A 17434-nucleotide genomic window follows, 5' to 3' on the forward strand; every position below is an offset into this window, starting at 1 on the left:
CCCATCGACTCGGCGCATTCCTCGGACAAATGAGCGATGCGCGCCAATAATCCTTAGACATGGGAAAGACTTACGAACGCATCGACGGCAGACTCCGGACGTTCATCGAGGAGCAGCCGGTCTTCTTCACCGCGACCGCGCCGCTGGCCGGCGACGGCACGGTCAACCTCTCCCCCAAGGGCCTCAAGGGCTCCCTCGCGGTCCTCGACGAGCACACCGTCGCCTACCTCGACTTCGCGGGCTCCAACGCGGAGACCATCGCGCACCTGCGGGAGAACGGCCGGATCACCCTGATGTGGTGCGCCTTCCAGGGCCCGCCGAACATCGTCCGCGTCCACGGCCGCGGCGAGCCGGTCTTCCGTGACGACCCGCGCTTCCCGGACCTGCTCGCCCGTTTCCCGGACCGCGACACCGCCTCACACGGTCTGCGCGCCGTCATCGTCGTGACGGCCGAACTCGTCCGCGACACCTGCGGGTACGCCGTCCCCTTCATGTCGTACGACGAGGACCGCGACCTGCACGCCAAGCGCTTCGCGCGGGAGGACGACGCCTCGCTGAACGCCTACTTCCAGAAGAAGGAGCACGTGGCGACCAGCCTGGACGGGCTGCCGGGCCTCCCGCTGCCGCTGCCCCCGCTCACCCGGGAGGGCTGAGCCCGAACGGCCCAGCGGCACGGACGGCGGCCCGCTCCACCGCTAGCGTCGACGGCATGCGCCCCGCCGTCGCCGCCGCCCTGTCCCTGCTCGCCTGCGCGTCCCTCACCGCCCTCGCTCCGCCGGGCGCGCCCACGCTGCCCGACCGGATGGCCGACACCGGCGGCGGCCGGCAGCTGATCACCGCCGTGGCACCGCGCGCCGGCGCCACGACCGGCACGGTCACCTGGTGGGAGCGGCGGGGCCCGCGCTGGGTGGCGAAGGGCTCGGCGCCCGCCCGGTTCGGCGCCAACGGCCTGGTCGAGGGCACCGTGCGCCGCCAGGGCACCCGCACCACCCCCACCGGGCTCTACGGCCTGCCGTACGCCTTCGGCACCGAGGCGGCGCCCCGCGGCACCAGCTACCCGTACCGTCCGGTCCGCCACGACTCCTGGTGGTGCCAGGACGACCGCTCCCGCGCCTACAACCGCTGGACCGAGCCCCGTCCGGCCGACTGCCGCGCGACCGAGGCGGAGCACCTGCCCTCCTACGGCACGCAGTACGCCCACGCGCTCGTCATCGGCTTCAACTACGACCAGCCGGTGCGCGGCCGCGGCGCCGGGATCTTCCTGCACGTCGACGGACGCGGCGCCACGGCCGGCTGCGTCTCGGTGCCCGCGGGCGCCATGCGCCGCATCCTCGCCTGGGCCGAGCCCGCCCGGCGCCCGCACATCGCGGTGGGCACGCTGAGCGGGCCGACGGCCGTCACCCGGTACTGAACACCCGCCCCGCCGCGCACGTATCTCTGGGCCGAGGGACCACGACACACCCGTTGCCCCCGTCCCCGGAGGAACCGTGACCACCACGCTCGCAGGCGGCCGTGCCGCCCGGCGCCAGACGATGCGCCGCATCCGCCCGCGCCGCTCCCCCGCGGTGCCGCTGCTGCTGGCCCTGTGGGCCGGGGCGGGCGCGGTGCTGTGGCTGTGGTGGCGCACCACCCCGGCCATCGCGGACACCACGGGACGGATCATCGGCGCGGGACGGATCACCGGGCTGCTCGCGGGCTATCTGATGGCCCTGGTGGTGCTCCAGATGGCGCGGGTGCCCGCGCTGGAGCGGCGGGTGGGCTCCGACCGGGTCGCCCGCTGGCACGCGATGACCGGCCGCTACACGCTCTGCCTGGTCCTCGCGCACGTCTTCCTCGTCATGTGGGGGTACGCGCTCCAGGCCGGCCGGAGCCTCGGCGACATCGTCACGCAGACCGTGGAGTCGGTGACCCAGCTGCCCGACATGGGCAAGGCCGCGATCGGCACCGGTCTGCTGCTGCTCATCGGGCTGCTCTCGGCCGGCGGGGTCCGCCGCAGGCTGCCGTACGACGCCTGGTACCACGTGCACCTGCTGACGTACGCGGCGGTCTACCTGACGTTCTGGCACCAGATCAGCACCGGCAACGACTTCGCCGTGGAGCCCGTCGCGAAGACGTTCTGGTACGGGCTGTACGGCGCGGTCACCGCGCTCGTCGTCTGGTACCGGATCCTCACCCCGGTCCGCCTCAACCTGAAGCACCGGATGCGGGTCGAGGCGGTGATCGAGGAGACCCCCGGGATCGTGTCGGTGCTGATCGGCGGGCGGAAGCTGCACCGGATGGGCGCGGAGGCCGGGCAGTTCTTCCGCTGGCGGTTCCTCGCCCCGGGCATGCGCTTCAGCTCCCACCCGTACTCCCTGTCGGCTGCACCCCGCCCGGGCATGCTGCGGATCACCGTGAAGGCGATCGGCGACCACAGCGCCCGGCTGCGCGAACTGGCCCCCGGCACCCGGGTGTGGGCGGAGGGCCCGTACGGGGCGCTCACCGCGCAGCGCCGCAGCCGCGGCAAGGTGCTGCTGGTGGCGGGCGGGGTCGGCATCACCCCGATGCGGGCCCTGTTCGAGACGCTCCCCGGGGCGGCCGGTGACATCACCCTCCTCTACCGGGCCAACAGCACCCAGGACCTGGCGCTGTGGGACGAACTGGCCGCCATCGCCGACGAGCGGGGCGCGCGGCTGATGTACGCGGTGAACAGTCCGGACGGGGCCCGCCCGGACATCTCCGCGGAGCGGCTGCGGGAGAAGGTGCCCGGCATCGACAAGCACGACGTCTTCCTGTGCGGCCCGCCCGGTTTCGCGCAGTCCGTGTACGAGGCGCTGCGCGGCGCGGGGGTGCCCGCGCGCCGTATCCACCACGAGTCGTTCGAGATGTGAGCGACGGCCACCCCAGGAGCCTGCTCAGCCATGAGGAAGAGTCACCCGATCCGGCGTGCCCTGCTCGCCACCGCCGCCACGGTGTCCGGCATCGTGCTGCTGCTGTCACTGAAACCGGCGACCGACCCGGCCTCGGCGGCCGGCGGCGCCGCACCCCAGCCGACGGCGGCGGGGCCGGCCGCCCCAGGGGGCGCCGCGGCCACGCGCACCGCCACGGTCACCGGCGACGCGGTCCGCACGCAGTACGGCCCGGTCCAGGTCCGGGTCACCGTCAGCGGCGGCCGCATCACCGAGGCCGCGGCGGTCCAGGCGCCCGAGGGCGGCCGCAGCGGCCAGATCACCGCCGACGCCGTGCCCCGCCTCAACCAGGCCGCCGTCGCCGCCGGCAGCGCGGACATCGACGCCGTCTCCGGAGCGACCTACACCAGCACCGGCTACCGGCAGTCCCTCCAGTCCGCCCTGGACCGGATGGGCGGCGCGAACACCGGGACCGGAGCCGGGACCGGCACGCAGACCGGGGCGCGCACCGTGACCGGTGCCGCCGCCCAGACCCGGTACGGCCCGGTCCAGGTCCGGATCACCGTCAGCGGCGGGCGGATCACCCAGGCCGCGGCGGTCCGGGCGCCGGACGGCGGCCGCAGCGGCCAGATCAGCGCCGACGCCGTGCCCCGCCTCGACCGGGCCGCCGTCGCCGCCGGCAGCGCGGACATCGACGCCGTCTCCGGAGCGACCTACACCAGCACCGGCTACCGGCAGTCCCTCCAGTCCGCCCTGGACCAGCTCGGTGAGTGACGTGACACAGGCTCCCGCCGCGGTGCGCCGGACGGAGGAGGCGATGGGGACCGTCTTCTCCTTCGACGTCCGCGGCGGGGACCCCCGCACCGTGCGTGCCGCCCTCGACGAGGCGGTCGCCGGACTGCACCGGGCCGACGCGGTGTTCAGCACCTACCGCGAGGACAGCCAGCTGTCCCGGCTGGCCCGCGGTGAGCTGACCGTCGCGCAGTGCGACCCGGAGGTCGCCGAGGTGCTCCGGCTGGGCGCCGAGGCGGAGCGGATCACCGGCGGCTGGTTCAGCACCACCTGGCGGGGCCGGCTCGACGCGACCGGCATCGTCAAGGGCTGGGCGGTCGAACGGGCGGCCCGGACGCTGGCGGCGGCCGGGGCGAGCGGGGTCAGCGTCAACGGCGGCGGCGATGTGCAGCTGCTGGGGGTGCCGGGGACCGCGCGGCCCTGGCGGGTGGGTGTCGCGGACCCCCTGCGGCCGGGCGGACTCGCCGCGGTCGTCTCCTCGGCCGGCACGGCCGAACTGGCCGTCGCCACCTCCGGCACCGCCGAACGCGGCGCCCACATCGTCGATCCCCGCACAGGCAGGCCGGCCATGACCGACCTGCTCGCGGTCACCGTCGTGGCTCCCCGCCTCACCTGGGCCGACTGCTGGGCGACGGCCGCCTTCGCGATGGGCGCCAGACAGGGCCTGGCCTGGCTGGAGTCCCTGCCGGAGACGGAGGCCCTGCTGATCACGGCGGGCGACGAGGTGCGCTGCACGGGGGGACTGGCCTCCCGGCTCGGCTGAGCGGGCCACCCCGGGGTGGCGGGAACGGCGCGGCACCGCCCGCGGACCGGCGCCCGCCGGACGGGGTCAGTTCCCGTTCTGGGCCAGCCGCAGCAGATGGTCGGCGAGTGCCTGCCCGCCGTCCGGCCGCCGGGAGATCAGCAGCAGCGTGTCGTCACCGGCGATCGTGCCCAGGATGTCGTGCAGCTCCGCCTGGTCGATCGCCGAGGCGAGGAACTGTGCCGCCCCCGGCGGCGTCCGCAGGACCACGAGATTCGCGGAGGCCTCCGCGGAGATCAGCAGCTCCTGTGAGAGCCGCCGCATCCGCTCCTCCTTGGCCGACTCCCCGAGCGGCGCCCGGGGCGTCCGGAAGCCCCCTTCGCTGGGCACCGCGTAGATCAGGTCGCCGTCGGTGTTGCGGATCTTCACCGCGTTCAGCTCGTCCAGGTCCCGGGAGAGCGTCGCCTGCGTGACGGTCAGCCCGTCGTCGGCGAGCAGCTTCGCCAACTGGCTCTGGCTGCGCACCGGCTGCCGGTTGAGGATGTCCACGATCCGGCGGTGCCGTGCGGTGCGGGTCTGCGGCACGGCAGGCCCGGCGGTCTGCTCGTGATCCTGCGCCTGGCTCATCGTCGTCTCATTCTCCGGATCGTCCGTCCCCGTGGGCTGCGTCGAGGATGCCGGGCAGCGCCTGGAGCAGCGCCGCCACATCGTCGTCACCGAGGTTGAGCGGCGGCATGAGCCGTACGACATCGGGGGCGGGCGCGTTCACCAGGAAACCGGCGTCCTGAGCCGCCTGCTGCACCTGGGGCGCAAGCGGTTCGGTGAGCACGATACCCAGGAGCAGGCCCGCGCCCCGGACATGGGCGACGAGCGGGTGGCCGAGGCCCTCGATCCCGCCGCGCAGCCGCTCGCTCTGCCGCTTGACGTTCTCCAGCAGTCCCTCGGCCGCGATGGTGTCGAGGACGGCGAGTCCGGCGGCGCAGGCGACGGGGTTGCCGCCGAAGGTGGTGCCGTGCTGGCCGGGCTGGAGCAGGTCGGCGGCGCGGCCGAGGGCGACGGTGGCGCCCAGCGGGAGGCCGCCGCCGAGGCCCTTGGCGAGGGTGACGACGTCGGGCAGGACGCCCTCGTGCGCCTGGTACTCGAACCAGTGCCCGGTGCGGCCGATGCCGGTCTGCACCTCGTCGAGGACGAGCAGCGATCCGGTCGCGGCGGTGATCGCACGGGCGGCCTTGAGGTAGCCGGGGAGCGGGACGACGACGCCGTTCTCGCCCTGGATCGGCTCGATGATCACCAGGGCGGTGTCCTCGGTGACCGCGGCGGCCAGGGCCTGCGCGTCGCCGTAGGGGACGTGGGTGACGTCGCCGGGCAGCGGCAGGAAGGGGCCCTGTTTGGCGGGCTGGCCGGTGAGGGCGAGGGCGCCCATGGTGCGGCCGTGGAAACCGCCGTCGGTGGCGACCATGTGGGTGCGCCCGGTGAGCCGGCCGATCTTGAACGCGGCCTCGTTGGCCTCGGCGCCGGAGTTGCAGAAGTAGACCCGGCCGTCGCGGCCCAGGTGCGCCAGGAGCCGTTCGGCGAGGGCCACGGGGGGTTCGGCGACGAAGAGGTTGGAGACGTGGCCGAGGGCGGCGATCTGCGTGCTGACGGCCTCGACGACGGCCGGGTGGGCGTGACCGAGGGCGTTGACGGCGATGCCGCCGACGAAGTCGAGGTACTGCTTGCCGTCGGCGTCCCACAGCCGGGTGCCCTCGCCGCGGACGAGCGGCAGCCGCGGGGTGCCGTAGTTGTTCATCAGCGCGCCCTGCCACCGCGCCGTCAGTTCCCGGTTGCTCACGACTCCCCCTGCCCGTGCGGCTTCTCGTCGGGCACGACCATCGTGCCGATGCCCTCGTCGGTGAAGATCTCCAGCAGGATCGAGTGCTGGACCCGGCCGTCGATGACGCGGGCGGTGGTGACGCCGTTGCGCACGGCGTGCAGGCAGCCCTCCATCTTCGGCACCATGCCGGAGGACAGCTCGGGGAGCAGTTTCTCCAGCTGGGAGGCGGTGAGGCGGCTGATCACCTCATCGCTGTCCGGCCAGTCCTCGTACAGTCCCTCGACGTCCGTGAGGACCATCAGGGTCTCGGCGCCCAGCGCCGCAGCGAGTGCCGCAGCCGCCGTATCAGCATTGACGTTGTAGACATGTCCGTCGTCCTGGGAGCGGGCGATCGAGGAGACGACGGGGATGCGCCCGTCGGCGAGCAGGGCCTCGATCGCGCCCGTGTCGATGTCGGTGATCTCGCCCACCCGGCCGATGTCGACGAGTTCCCCGTCGATCTCCGGCCGGTGCCTGGTGGCGGTGATGGTGTGCGCGTCCTCGCCGGTGAGGCCGACGGCGAGCGGGCCGTGCTGGTTGAGCAGCCCGACCAGCTCGCGCTGCACCTGCCCGGCCAGCACCATGCGGACCACGTCCATGGCGTCCTCGGTGGTGACCCGCAGGCCCGCCTTGAACTCGCTGACGATGCCGTGCCGGTCGAGGGCGGCGCTGATCTGCGGGCCCCCGCCGTGCACGACGACCGGCTTGAGACCGGCGTGGTGCAGGAAGACCACGTCCTGGGCGAAGGCGGCCTTCAGCTCCTCGTCGACCATGGCGTTGCCGCCGAACTTGATGACGACGGTCTTGCCGTTGTGCCGGACCAGCCAGGGCAGCGCCTCGATGAGGATCTGGGCCTTGGGGAGCGCGGTGTGCTTGCGAGTGCTCATGAGGAGTAGGCGCTGTTCTCGTGGACGTAGTCGGCGGTGAGGTCGTTGGTCCAGATCGTGGCGGTCTCGGCGCCCGCGGCGAGGTCGGCGACGATGTGCACCTCGCGGTAGCGCATGTCGACCTTGTCGCGGTCCTCGCCGACGGAGCCGTTCTTGCAGACCCAGACGCCGTTGATGGCGACGTTCAGCCGGTCCGGCTCGAACGCGGCCCGGGTCGTGCCGATCGCGGAGAGCACCCGGCCCCAGTTGGGGTCCTCGCCGTGGATGGCGCACTTGAGGAGGTTGTTGCGGGCGATGGAGCGGCCCACCTCGACGGCGTCGTCCTCGGTCGCGGCGTTGATCACCTCGACCCTGATGTCCTTGCTGGCGCCCTCGGCGTCCCGGATCAGCTGCTGGCCGAGGTCGTCGCAGACGGCCCGTACGGCCGCGGCGAACGCGTCGTACCCGGGGCTGACGCCGGAGGCTCCGGAGGCCAGCAGCAGCACGGTGTCGTTGGTCGACATGCAGCCGTCGGAGTCGACGCGGTCGAAGGTCGTGCGCGTCGCCGCGCGCAGCGCCTTGTCGAGGGTGGCGCTGTCCAGGTCGGCGTCGGTGGTGAGCACCACCAGCATGGTGGCCAGGCCCGGGGCGAGCATGCCGGCGCCCTTGGCCATGCCGCCGACGGTCCAGCCGTCCCTGGTCACCACCGACGTCTTGTGGACGGTGTCGGTGGTCTTGATGGCGATGGCCGCCTTCTCGCCACCGTGCTCGGACAGTTCCCGCGCGGCCTTCTCGATGCCCGGCAGGAGCTTGTCCATGGGCAGCAGGACACCGATGAGGCCGGTCGACGCGACGGCGACCTCGCCCGCGCCGATGTCCAGCACCTCGGCGGCCTTCTCGGCGGTGGCGTGGGTGTCCTGGAAGCCCTTGGGGCCGGTGCAGGCGTTGGCGCCACCGGAGTTGAGGACGACGGCGGTCAGCTCGCCGGCCTTGAGGACCTGCTCGGACCAGAGCACGGGGGCGGCCTTGACGCGGTTGGAGGTGAAGACGCCCGCGGCGGCGCGGCGCGGCCCGGTGTTGACCACGAGGGCCAGGTCGGGATTGCCGTTCTCCTTGATCCCGGCGGCGATGCCCGCCGCCTGGAATCCCTTGGCTGCCGTGACGCTCACTGCATCTCCTCGTTCGCTTCTTCGCCCGTGCGGCGCGGGGGTGCGGTCGTCGTCGCCCGCGGCCCGGTGGCCGCGGGCGCTCCCGCGGGCGCGGCGGGGAGGTGTCCCCGGCTCACGGTGCGACTCCGGTGGTGGGAAGACCCGTGGTCTCGTCGAGACCCAGGGCGATGTTCATGCTCTGGACGGCACCGCCCGCGGTGCCCTTGGTCAGGTTGTCGATGGCGCTGACGGCGATGACGCGTCCGGCGGCCGGATCGTGGGCGACCTGCACCTGGACGGCGTTGGAACCGGTGACGGACGCCGTCGCCGGCCACTGCCCCTCGGGGAGCAGGTGGACGAAGGGCTCGTCGGCGAAGGCCTTCTCGTAGGCGGCGCGGACGGACTCCGCGGTGACTCCCGGCCTGGCCTTCGCGCTGCACGTGGCGAGGATGCCGCGCGGCATCGGGGCGAGGGTCGGGGTGAAGGAGACGCTCACGGGCTCCCCGGCCGCCGCGCTCAGGTTCTGGATCATCTCGGGCGTGTGCCGGTGGCCGCCGCCGACGCCGTACGGCGTCATGGAGCCCATGACCTCGCTGCCCAGCAGGTGGGGCTTGGGCGCCTTGCCCGCGCCGGAGGTGCCGGACGCGGCGACGATCACGGCCTCCGCCTCGGCCAGTCCGGCGGTGTAGGCCGGGAAGAGGGCGAGGGAGACGGCCGTGGGGTAGCAGCCGGGCACCGCGACGCGCTTGGACCCCTCCAGCGCGGCGCGGGCGCCCGGGAGTTCGGGAAGGCCGTAGGGCCAGGTGCCGGCGTGCGGCGAGCCGTAGAACCGCTCCCAGTCGGCGGCGTCCCGCAGCCGGAAGTCGGCGCCCATGTCGACGACGAGGACGTCCGGGCCGAGCTGTTCGGCGACGGCGGCGGACTGCCCGTGCGGCAGCGCGAGGAAGACGACGTCGTGCCCGGTGAGCACGTCCGCGGTGGTCTCCTGGAGCACCCGGCCGGCCAGCGGCAGCAGATGCGGCTGGAGCGCGCCGAGGCGCTGCCCGGCGTTGCTGTTGGCGGTCAGGGCGCCGATCTCGACCTCGGGGTGCGCGAGGAGCAGACGCAGCAGCTCACCGCCCGCGTACCCGCTCGCTCCGGCCACCGCCGCACGTACCGTCATGGAACCTCCTCCTGGATGGCATGACTATACGTTTCGCTGCACGTTTATGCAATCACGGCCCACCCGGCCGCCGGGGCGCGGAACGTCCTTGCCCGCCCGACGATCAAGGAGTTAGGGTCCCCGGGCACGTTCGGGGGGACCAGGCAGGCGGGGGACATGACGGAACACGGGCAGAGCACGGGCGCGCCCGCACGGCGGCCGAGTCCATGGGCACAGGCGGTCACGGCCCTGGCGCTGGTGGGGGCGCTCGGCATCGGGCTGTGGACCGTGCAGCAGACGTCGCCCTCGTCCGCGGCCCCGGACGGCACCCCGTCGCCGGCCGCCTGCTCCAGCGGGGACAGCGCCGGGCAGACCTCGTCCCGGCGCGTCACCGGGGCGCAGCTGTGCGAGGCCCTGAACCGTTCCGACCTCGCCGAACTGCTGGGCACGCCCGGGCAGGCCGCCAAGACCGCGAACGGCAGTGACGGCTCCTTCCGGACGGGCGGCGGCACGGAGATCGCCACCCCGTCCGCGCAGGTCGAGTTCGACACCTACACGGTGACGCTGGCGGCCACGTACGACCGTCTTCCGGTGGCCGGGTCCGCCAGGCTCCTGGGGCCCGAGGCACGGCAGCGGACGTTCCTGGGCCGCCCGGCCGTCCTGTACTCCAGCCGCACCATCAGCGTCAGCTTCCGTCTCGACGGCGGCGACTCGCGCAGCGAGCCCGGCGTCCCGGCCCGGGTGGTGTCCGTGGCGCGGGACGCCGCGGACAGCGGCGGTTCCTTCGAGGTGAGCCTGTGGCGCGCGGACGGCGGGGTGCCGGACGACGCGGTGCTGCTGCGCGTCGCCGGGAAGGTCCTGCCGACGGTTCCCCGGTGGGCCGGCGGCGCGTGAGGACGGCTCGCCCCACCGCGGCGTTCGCGCCGCACGGAACCCCCTGACGGCCGCCGCCGGGCCCCGCGACGGCCGAGCGTTCCGCGCGCGCCGTGCTGGACTGCCACGCCGCCCGGCCGGGCCCCGCGACGGCCGCGAACCGCGGCGGCGGGCCGCCCTGCCGCGCGGGCGGCCACGCGCAGGGGGACGCCGGTCTCCGGCACCGCACGCCCGTCCAGGTGCGGGCCGCCGCACCGGGACGGCGGCCCGCGCACCGGCCCGGCGCTACCTCTGCCTGATCCGCAGGAAGGTGACCGAGTTCGCCGGGAAGGTGTAGGTGAACTTCCCCGCGACGCCCGAGAACGTGGAGGCCACCGGGGTGACCGGGGTGTCCGTCTCGGTGTTCACGTCCTCCGGGTCCGCGGCCAGGGTGGTCACCCGGGCCCGGGAGGAGACGTCGGCGCCGCCCAGGTCGATCGCCGTACGGGCGGCCGTGGGCTGGGCGTTGACGACCTTCACGATCAGGTCACCGGTGCGCCGGTCCTCGGTGACGACCTGACGGAACGGTTCGGCCGGCTTGTCGTCCGTGAAACTGCCCCACAGCCGCCCGTCCAGGTAGAGGCCGACCTGGCGGCCCCGCACCTTGACGTCGATGTCGTAGGAGCGGCCCGTCTCGATCGCGTGCGGCTCGGAGAGCAGCGTCGACTTGGCGCCGTCCGAGGCCTGCTCCACGGCGGACCGGGTGTTGTTCCAGCCGCCCAGGTTCCACCAGTAGTGGTTGCCGGTGTCCTTGACGCCGAAGGCGACCAGGAAGCCCTCCTTGCCGGACCTCTTGGTGGCCCTCACGTGCAGGTCGTAGTCCTTCCAGGCCGGGTCGCCCGCGGTGACCAGGGTGTTCTCGGCCTCGGTGTCGGTCTGGACGTAGGCGCCGTCCTGGACCGTCCAGCTGCCGCCGCCGGAGTGGGTCCACCGCGAGGCGTCACCCGAGAAGTCGTCGCTCAGCAGGGTGGTGCCGTCGGCGGCGGTGACCCTCACGTCGTCGTACGCGGCGCTGGTCGCCCAGGTGGACAGGCCGATCGCGCCGGTGATCGGGCCGCTGACGCCCGGGGTGCCGGTCGCGGTGGACGGGACCACCCGGTCGCCGGTGTTGTTCATGAACAGCTTCTGGACCTCGTAGCCGGCCGAGTTCCAGGAGGCGCGGTTGTTGAACCAGATCAGGTCCGGCCGCCACTGCACGTAGTCCTCGTTGGCGAGCAGCGGGGCGTAGGAGGCGAGCTTGACCACGTCGGCGTTGCGTTCCAGACCGGTCATGAACGCGGCCTCGGCGAGGGCGTTCCTGAAGGCGTTGCCCTGGGAGGCGTACTCGCCGAGGAAGACCTTCGGGCCGTTCCTGTCGTAGCTGTCGTAGCGGCCGTTGTTCTGCAGGAACCACTGCGGGCTGTTGTAGTAGTGCTCGTCGACCAGGTCGACGCCGGCTGCGCGGTTGAGCTGCCACAGCCGGTCGAAGGTGCTGCCGGTGTCGTCGGGACCGGAGTTGGAGACGACGGTGATTTCCGGGTGCTCCGCCTCGATCGCGGCGCGGAACTCCTGGAAGCGGGCGAAGAACTCGTCGGGCAGGTTCTCCTCGTTGCCGACGCCGATGTGGGTGAGGCCGAAGGGCTTGGGGTGGCCCATCCGCGCCCGCACCCCGCCCCAGGTGGAGCCGGCCGGGCCGTTGGCGAACTCGATCAGGTCGAGGGTGTCCTGGACGTGCCGGCGCAGCAGGGCCTGGTCGTCGGTGGCCCGGTTCTGGCCGCAGCCGGTCACCAGGGCGGGGACGACGGGCAGCGGCATGGCGCCGATGTCCTCGGCGAAGCGGAAGTACTCGTAGTAGCCGAGGCCGTAGGACTGGTTGTAGCCCCAGAAGTTGGCGTTCGTGGCGCGTTCCTCGACCGGGCCGACGGTGTCCTTCCACTGGTAGGCGCGCTTGCGCTGCCATCCGCCGGCCTCACTGTAGTCCTGCATGGAGCCGGTGTTGACCAGGCAGCCGCCGGGGAAGCGGAGGAAGCCCGGCTTCAGGGCCTCGATCTTCTCGGCGAGGTCCTTGCGCAGGCCGTTGGGCTGGTTCCGGTAGGTGTCGCGCGGGAACAGCGAGACCATGTCGAGCGCGACGGCGGCGGAGGAGGCGACGGTGAGGCGGCCGCGGTTGACGGTGCGGCTCGCGGTGAAGGTCGCGGTGTACTTGGCCCAGCCGCCCCTGACGCCGATCCGGCGGGCCTCGGCCAGTTCGCCGGCGGCGTCCTTCAGGGAGACGGTGAGGGTGGTCCCCGAGGTGGCGCGGGCCCACACCGAGAAGTCGTACCTCTTGCCCCGCTCCAGCCGGATGCCGGTGTTGTAGCCGGCGTTGGTCACCGAGGAACCGGCGCCGAGGGAGAGGTAGTTGCGGTTGCGCTCGTTGAGCCGGCCGGCGTCGTCGGCGACCTGCGCGGTGCCGTCGACCGTCCAGGAGGTCAGCGGGGTGTACGAGGTGTTGTCGGCGGTGGAGTACTCGAAGGACCGGTTCTGCACCAGCTCGGCGTACAGGCCGCCGTCGGCCGCGCGGTTGATGTCCTCGAAGAAGACGCCGTACATGGTGTCGTCGATCGTCGCGCCGGCGGCGGACGGGTCGACGGTGATCGCGTAGTCGGTGACGGTCCCGGCGTGCGCGGGCGCGGGCGCGAGCACGCAGGAGACGGCCAGGACGGCGGTGGCGGCCGGGCCCAGTCTCCGGCGGGTGGTGCGGGCGGTGCGTGACATGGATACTCCGCGGCTCTCTGCTCCGGGAAGGAGTTGTTCGAAATATCGGACATTGGTCAGCACTTCGAACGGCAAGATAGGGAGGGGGCGGGTACGCGTCAATGGGTCACGCGACGGCGGACGGGGACGGAGAGCGGTGGGCGATGGGTGAGTTCTGGCCAGTGCCGGAGGTACTGGAGTTCTTGGCCGGGAGCTGGCGGGTGGACCGGTCGGTGCGGGATCTGGCGACCGGGGATGAGGGCCGCTTCCGGGGAACGACGGTTTTCGGCCGCATGGAGGATGGTGCGCTGCTGCACCGGGAGTCCGGATCCTTCCTCTGGCACGGAGTCGCCCGGCCCGCCGGGCGGACGCTGCGCTTCCTGCCGGGACCGGACGGCGCCGGGACGGCCGAGGTGCGGTTCGCGGACGGACGCCCGTTCCACGACCTCGATCTGACGACCGGGCACTGGGTCGCCCGCCACCCCTGCGCGGCCGACCTCTACCGCGGCGAGTTCACCGTCCGGGACACGGACCACTGGCGGACCGTGTGGCGGGTCCGCGGCCCGGCGAAGGACCTGGTGCTGACGACGGACTACGCGCGCGTGGGCTGAGCCCAGGCGCGGGAGCCGGCGTGCGGGCCACCGGAGGGGCCGTCGAAGCGCAGGTGCCAGCGGCCCGCGTGCCCGGTCACCGTGGTCGTCGACAGCGGCCGGACGTCGAAGCTCCAGTACGTCGCCGCGGGCGCCCTCAGCGCGTACACCAGCGCCGCGCGGATCACCGACGGCTCGGCCACCGCGACGATCCGGCAGCCGTCCTCCCGCGGCCGGGTGTCCAGCCAGCCGCCGACCCGGCCGATGAACGCGAGCAGTGACTCGCCGCCGTGCGGGGTGGCGCGCGGATCGGCGAGCCAGGCGTCCACCGCCTCGGGCTCACGGGCCATCGCCTCGCCCAGGGTCAGCCCCCGCCAGCGGCCCATGTCGCAGTCCCGCAGGGCGAGCTGCGCCAGCGGCGCGAAGCCGAGGGCGTCACCGGTGGCGCGGCTGCGGGGCGTGGGCGAGCAGTAGCGCAGCTCGGCCGCCGCCAGCGGCAGCAGCTCGCCGCCGGCGCGCCGCACGTCGTCCCAGCCCGCCCGGTCCAGCGGCCGGTCGTCCTCGAAGCGCTCCGCCGGCCCCGGGGAGCTGCGCGCGGTGGCGACGAACGTGACCCGAACTGCCATGCGGGGATGGTGAGCCGCGCGCGTGCGCGGGTCAAGAGCCGCAGCCGAGGCATCACTCAGGGTTCCGCGCGGTCACCGGCCGTACCCGGCCGGAGGGGACTGTCAGTGGGTGGTGCGATGCTGCGGAGCATGAACGGGATCACGACCGCCGCGGACTACGGCTGGCTGGAGGAGCGGTACGCGGACCTCATGGAGGCGCACTGCGTGACACTGGTGCGCGGCCTCACCGCCGAGGAGCTGCTGCGGCGGCTGGGAGCCGAGCCGGCCGGCCGGTACACCGGGGTGGCGGACCTGGTGGATCCGTCGTACGAGGCCGGCTCCCCCTACCGGCTGTTCGTGGGCGCCACCACGGTGGGCGACTGGGCCCTGATGGTGGAGCACAACGGCTGTCTCGGCACGGTGGACGAGGCGATGCTGCCGCTGTCGCGCGGACGCACGGTGGTCTCCCACTTCCGCAACGTCAACGCGGTGGACCACTTCACCTGGTACGAGGACGGCACGGTCCGCCCGCACTTCGAGCCGCTCTTCGCTCACCACCGCGACGGCAGCCACCCCGACGCGCTCCTCACCGAGATGCGTGAGGCGGGCTTCGACCTCCGCGACACCGACGCGTGCGACCACGACGGACACACCGAGGCCGCGTTGGCCCTCGCCCACCGGCTCACCGGCATACGCCTGACCCCGCGGCTGTTCGACACCGCCGAGTTCACCTGCGGCATCGCTCCGGTCCCCCGCCCGTAGCCGGCGGCCCGGTCAGCCCGCCGCCGGGGCGCCCCGGTCGCGGAACACCTCGTCGCAGGCCACCCGCAGCCGGCGCACGCCCTCCGTGATCTCCGCCGTGCCCGCGACCGCGGCGAAGCTCAGCCGCAGGTGCGCGGCGGGCGGTTCCGCGCTGAAGTAGGGGCGGCCCGGGGTGAGGGCGACGCCCGCGCGCAGGGCGGCCGCGGTCAGCGCACTTTCGTCGGCGCCCTCGGGCAGCCGGGGCCACAGGTGATAGCCGCCGCTCGGGATGTGCGGCAGGGCCAGCTCGGGCAGGTGCGCGGCCAGCGCGGAGGTCATGGCGTCCCGCCGGGCCTTGAGCGCCGTGGAGACGGCGCGCAGATGGCGCGGCCAGGCCGGCGAGCCGACCAGCTCCAGCGCCGCCTCCTGGAGCGGCCGGGGCACGAAGAAGGTGTCCACGACCTGGATGGCGCGCAGCCGCTCCAGCACCGGGCCGCGGGCGGCCAGCGCGCTGACCCGGAAGCTCGGCGAGGTGGCCTTGGTCAGCGAGCAGACGTGCACGACGACGCCGTCCGGGTCGTCGGCGGCGAGCGGTCGCGGCAGCGGCGGCGCGTCCTCGTGCACCAGCCGCCGGACGAAGTCGTCCTCGACGACGAAGGCCCCCGCCTCGCGGGCGATCCGCAGCACCTCACCCCGCCGCTGCGGGGCCAGCACGGCTCCGGTGGGGTTCTGGAAGAGCGGCTGGCAGACGAAGACCCGGGCGCCGGTCGCCCGGAAGGCGTCGGCGAGCAGGTCCGGGCGTACCCCGTCGGCGTCCACGGGCACCGGCACCGGGCGCAGGCCCGCCGCCCGGGCGATCGCGAGCATGCCCGGGTAGGTCGGGGACTCGACCAGGACCGGGGCTCCGGGCGGGGCGAGCGCGCGCAGCGCGGTGGTCAGCCCGGACTGGCCGCCGGAGGTGATCAGCACCTCGGCGGCGGTGACCGCCCCGCCGGGACCGCCGATGCTGCGCGCGAACCATTCGCGCAGCTCGGGCAGCCCCTCCATGGGCGGCCGGCCCCAGGCTCCGGGGCGCCGCCCCGCGCGGGAGAGCGCCGCGGCCATCGCGCGCTCGGGCTGCAGGGAGGGGTGCAGGTAACCGCCGTTGAACTCGATGACCCCGGGCGGCGGCGCGGCGAGGGAGACCAGCACCCCGGAGGCGTCCACCGAGCGCGGGACGGGCTCGGCGGCGGTGTCCGCGCTCAGGGTCACCTCCTGCCAGGAGGTGTCCCCGCCGGCCGCGGCCGCGGCGCGCGGCTCGGCGCGGAACGCCCCGGCTCCGGGCCGGGTCACCACCAGCCCCTCGGCGGCGAGCTGGGCCAGCGCCCGCGAGACGGTCACGGGGCTCACCCGGAACCGCTCGACCAAGGCGCGACTCGATGGCAGCTTTCCACCAGGAGAGTAGCGGTCCAGCTCCCTCCGAAGCTGTTCCGCCAGTTCACCGACACTGCTACGCTCTTGCATGAGAGCACAGAGTAGCGCTATCCCGCCGACCGCGATAGCGGTCGACACTCCACCCGCCGCCCGGGACAGGGCCTCCGCCGGAACCCTCCAGGCCGCGCTCGGCGTCGTCGCCTTCTCCCTCACCTTCCCCGCCACCGCCTGGGGCCTGGAGGGGTTCGGGCCCTGGTCGCTGGTGGCCGTGCGCAGCGTCCTGGCGGCGTTGATCGCGGGCGGCTGCCTGCTGGCCCTGCGCGTTCCGCTGCCGGCGCGCGGGCACCTGCCCGGACTCGCCGTGGTGGCCGCCGGGGTGGTCCTCGGCTTCCCGTTGCTGACCACGCTCGCGCTGCAGACCTCGACCACCTCGCACGCGGCCGTGGTGGTCGGGCTGCTGCCGCTCACGACCGCCGCGCTGTCCGCCCTGCGGACCGGCGCCCGCCCCTCCCGCACCTTCTGGACGGCGGCTCTCGCCGGGGCGGCCGCGGTGGTGGCGTTCACCGTGCAGCAGAGCGGCGGCGCGCTCGGCACCGCCGACCTCTGTCTCTTCGGCGCCCTCCTGGTCTGCGCGGCCGGGTACACCGAGGGCGGGCGGCTGGCCCGGGTGATGCCGGGCTGGCAGGTGATCGGCTGGGCGCTGGTGCTGTGCCTGCCGCTGAGCGTCCCGGCCGCCGCGGTCGCGCTGGCGTACGAGCCGGTGACCCTCACCGCGCACTCCGTGACCGGTCTGCTGTGGGTGGCGGCCGGCTCCCAGTTCCTCGGGCTGGTCGTCTGGTACCGGGGCATGGCCGCCATCGGCATCCCCAAGGCGAGCCAGTTGCAGTTGGCCCAGCCGCTGCTCACACTGGTGTGGTCGGTGCTGCTGCTGGGCGAGCACCTGACGGTGGCCGCCCCGCTGACGGCCGCGGCGGTGCTCGTGTGCATCGCCGTCACCCAGCGGGCGCGAGGCTGAACGGTGCGCCGTCG

Annotated in this window: 17 protein-coding genes; 9 read left to right on the plus strand and 8 right to left on the minus strand. The window is 73.9% G+C overall.

What is annotated here, in order from left to right; genetic code table 11:
- Nucleotides 1–59: 59 nt before the first annotated feature.
- From SGLAU_RS06360 to SGLAU_RS06380, 5 genes are all read left to right on the plus strand, one after another.
- Nucleotides 60–653 (plus strand): pyridoxamine 5'-phosphate oxidase family protein, encoded by a 594-nt coding sequence (locus SGLAU_RS06360; RefSeq protein ID WP_043499115.1) that lies wholly within the window; start codon nt 60–62, stop codon nt 651–653.
- A gap of 56 nt (nt 654–709) precedes the next feature.
- Nucleotides 710–1411 (plus strand): L,D-transpeptidase family protein, encoded by a 702-nt coding sequence (locus SGLAU_RS06365; protein ID WP_043499118.1) that lies wholly within the window; start codon nt 710–712, stop codon nt 1409–1411.
- 76 nt (nt 1412–1487) lie between these two features.
- Nucleotides 1488–2870 carry a ferric reductase-like transmembrane domain-containing protein gene (locus SGLAU_RS06370; RefSeq protein ID WP_043499120.1) on the plus strand — a complete coding sequence of 461 codons (1383 nt, stop codon included), beginning with the start codon at nt 1488–1490 and terminating at the stop codon, nt 2868–2870.
- Nucleotides 2871–2900: 30 nt separating this feature from the next.
- A complete protein-coding gene (locus SGLAU_RS06375) occupies nt 2901–3662 on the plus strand; it encodes an FMN-binding protein (RefSeq protein ID WP_043499121.1) in 762 nt (253 codons plus the stop codon).
- Between the two features lie 43 nt (nt 3663–3705).
- On the plus strand, nt 3706–4443 hold the full coding sequence (locus SGLAU_RS06380; protein WP_043499123.1) for an FAD:protein FMN transferase: 738 nt from the start codon (nt 3706–3708) through the stop codon (nt 4441–4443).
- Nucleotides 4444–4509: 66 nt separating this feature from the next.
- On the opposite strand, the gene SGLAU_RS06385 is transcribed toward SGLAU_RS06380, so the two are convergent.
- From SGLAU_RS06385 to argC, 5 genes are all read right to left on the minus strand, one after another.
- On the minus strand, nt 4510–5049 hold the full coding sequence (locus tag SGLAU_RS06385) for an arginine repressor (RefSeq protein ID WP_043499125.1): 540 nt from the start codon (nt 5047–5049) through the stop codon (nt 4510–4512).
- A gap of 7 nt (nt 5050–5056) precedes the next feature.
- Nucleotides 5057–6253: an acetylornithine transaminase gene (locus SGLAU_RS06390; RefSeq protein WP_043499127.1), complete on the minus strand. Its 1197-nt coding sequence runs from the start codon at nt 6251–6253 to the stop codon at nt 5057–5059.
- Nucleotides 6250–7161, minus strand: a complete 912-nt coding sequence (argB, locus tag SGLAU_RS06395) for an acetylglutamate kinase (protein ID WP_043499129.1) — start codon at nt 7159–7161, stop codon at nt 6250–6252. Before argB ends, SGLAU_RS06390 begins: the two co-directional genes overlap by 4 nt.
- On the minus strand, nt 7158–8309 hold the full coding sequence (argJ, locus tag SGLAU_RS06400; protein WP_043499131.1) for a bifunctional glutamate N-acetyltransferase/amino-acid acetyltransferase ArgJ: 1152 nt from the start codon (nt 8307–8309) through the stop codon (nt 7158–7160). The genes argB and argJ overlap by 4 nt, the downstream gene beginning before the upstream one ends.
- Nucleotides 8310–8421: 112 nt before the next feature.
- Nucleotides 8422–9450 carry an N-acetyl-gamma-glutamyl-phosphate reductase gene (argC, locus tag SGLAU_RS06405; protein WP_043499133.1) on the minus strand — a complete coding sequence of 343 codons (1029 nt, stop codon included), beginning with the start codon at nt 9448–9450 and terminating at the stop codon, nt 8422–8424.
- Between the two features lie 156 nt (nt 9451–9606).
- Here argC and SGLAU_RS06410 point away from each other — a divergent pair, with 156 nt between their 5' ends.
- Nucleotides 9607–10323, plus strand: a complete 717-nt coding sequence (locus SGLAU_RS06410; RefSeq protein WP_043499135.1) for a DUF6215 domain-containing protein — start codon at nt 9607–9609, stop codon at nt 10321–10323.
- 264 nt (nt 10324–10587) lie between these two features.
- Here the strand turns inward: SGLAU_RS06410 and SGLAU_RS06415 are convergent, their stop codons facing one another.
- Nucleotides 10588–13077, minus strand: coding sequence for an alpha-L-arabinofuranosidase C-terminal domain-containing protein (locus SGLAU_RS06415; protein WP_043499137.1), 2490 nt, complete (start codon nt 13075–13077; stop codon nt 10588–10590).
- Nucleotides 13078–13220: 143 nt separating this feature from the next.
- Between SGLAU_RS06415 and SGLAU_RS06420 the strand changes: the two genes are divergently transcribed.
- The gene (locus tag SGLAU_RS06420) at nt 13221–13667 is read left to right on the plus strand and encodes a DUF6314 family protein (RefSeq protein ID WP_043499139.1); all 447 of its coding nucleotides are present in this window, start codon (nt 13221–13223) and stop codon (nt 13665–13667) included.
- Here SGLAU_RS06420 and SGLAU_RS06425 read toward each other — a convergent pair.
- Entirely contained in the window at nt 13649–14272 is a 624-nt protein-coding gene (locus SGLAU_RS06425; protein ID WP_052413642.1) for a histidine phosphatase family protein, read from the minus strand. The genes SGLAU_RS06420 and SGLAU_RS06425 overlap by 19 nt on opposite strands.
- A gap of 129 nt (nt 14273–14401) precedes the next feature.
- Between SGLAU_RS06425 and SGLAU_RS06430 the strand changes: the two genes are divergently transcribed.
- On the plus strand, nt 14402–15013 hold the full coding sequence (locus tag SGLAU_RS06430) for a DUF6461 domain-containing protein (protein ID WP_043506337.1): 612 nt from the start codon (nt 14402–14404) through the stop codon (nt 15011–15013).
- A gap of 12 nt (nt 15014–15025) precedes the next feature.
- On the opposite strand, the gene SGLAU_RS06435 is transcribed toward SGLAU_RS06430, so the two are convergent.
- Nucleotides 15026–16495 (minus strand): PLP-dependent aminotransferase family protein, encoded by a 1470-nt coding sequence (locus SGLAU_RS06435; RefSeq protein WP_043499142.1) that lies wholly within the window; start codon nt 16493–16495, stop codon nt 15026–15028.
- Here SGLAU_RS06435 and SGLAU_RS06440 point away from each other — a divergent pair.
- Complete coding sequence (locus tag SGLAU_RS06440; RefSeq protein ID WP_078957620.1) at nt 16494–17420, plus strand: DMT family transporter; 927 nt, start codon at nt 16494–16496, stop codon at nt 17418–17420. The two genes, SGLAU_RS06435 and SGLAU_RS06440, sit on opposite strands and share 2 nt — an antisense overlap.
- Nucleotides 17421–17434 lie beyond the last annotated feature (14 nt).

The sequence above is a fragment of the Streptomyces glaucescens genome (genome assembly GCF_000761215.1).
In the GTDB taxonomy this organism is placed as follows: domain Bacteria; phylum Actinomycetota; class Actinomycetes; order Streptomycetales; family Streptomycetaceae; genus Streptomyces; species Streptomyces glaucescens_B.

Coding starts and splice junctions, on each gene's coding strand:
- SGLAU_RS06440 (WP_078957620.1), top strand. CDS start 16,494: ATGAGAGCACAGAGTAGCGCTATCCCGCCGACCGCGATAGCGGTCGAC.
- SGLAU_RS06375 (WP_043499121.1), top strand. CDS start 2,901: ATGAGGAAGAGTCACCCGATCCGGCGTGCCCTGCTCGCCACCGCCGCC.
- SGLAU_RS06385 (WP_043499125.1), bottom strand. CDS start 5,049: ATGAGCCAGGCGCAGGATCACGAGCAGACCGCCGGGCCTGCCGTGCCG.
- SGLAU_RS06435 (WP_043499142.1), bottom strand. CDS start 16,495: ATGCAAGAGCGTAGCAGTGTCGGTGAACTGGCGGAACAGCTTCGGAGG.
- SGLAU_RS06380 (WP_043499123.1), top strand. CDS start 3,706: ATGGGGACCGTCTTCTCCTTCGACGTCCGCGGCGGGGACCCCCGCACC.
- SGLAU_RS06360 (WP_043499115.1), top strand. CDS start 60: ATGGGAAAGACTTACGAACGCATCGACGGCAGACTCCGGACGTTCATC.
- argC (WP_043499133.1), bottom strand. CDS start 9,450: ATGACGGTACGTGCGGCGGTGGCCGGAGCGAGCGGGTACGCGGGCGGT.
- argB (WP_043499129.1), bottom strand. CDS start 7,161: ATGAGCACTCGCAAGCACACCGCGCTCCCCAAGGCCCAGATCCTCATC.
- SGLAU_RS06410 (WP_043499135.1), top strand. CDS start 9,607: ATGACGGAACACGGGCAGAGCACGGGCGCGCCCGCACGGCGGCCGAGT.
- SGLAU_RS06430 (WP_043506337.1), top strand. CDS start 14,402: ATGAACGGGATCACGACCGCCGCGGACTACGGCTGGCTGGAGGAGCGG.
- SGLAU_RS06415 (WP_043499137.1), bottom strand. CDS start 13,077: ATGTCACGCACCGCCCGCACCACCCGCCGGAGACTGGGCCCGGCCGCC.
- SGLAU_RS06425 (WP_052413642.1), bottom strand. CDS start 14,272: ATGGCAGTTCGGGTCACGTTCGTCGCCACCGCGCGCAGCTCCCCGGGG.
- SGLAU_RS06420 (WP_043499139.1), top strand. CDS start 13,221: ATGGGTGAGTTCTGGCCAGTGCCGGAGGTACTGGAGTTCTTGGCCGGG.
- SGLAU_RS06365 (WP_043499118.1), top strand. CDS start 710: ATGCGCCCCGCCGTCGCCGCCGCCCTGTCCCTGCTCGCCTGCGCGTCC.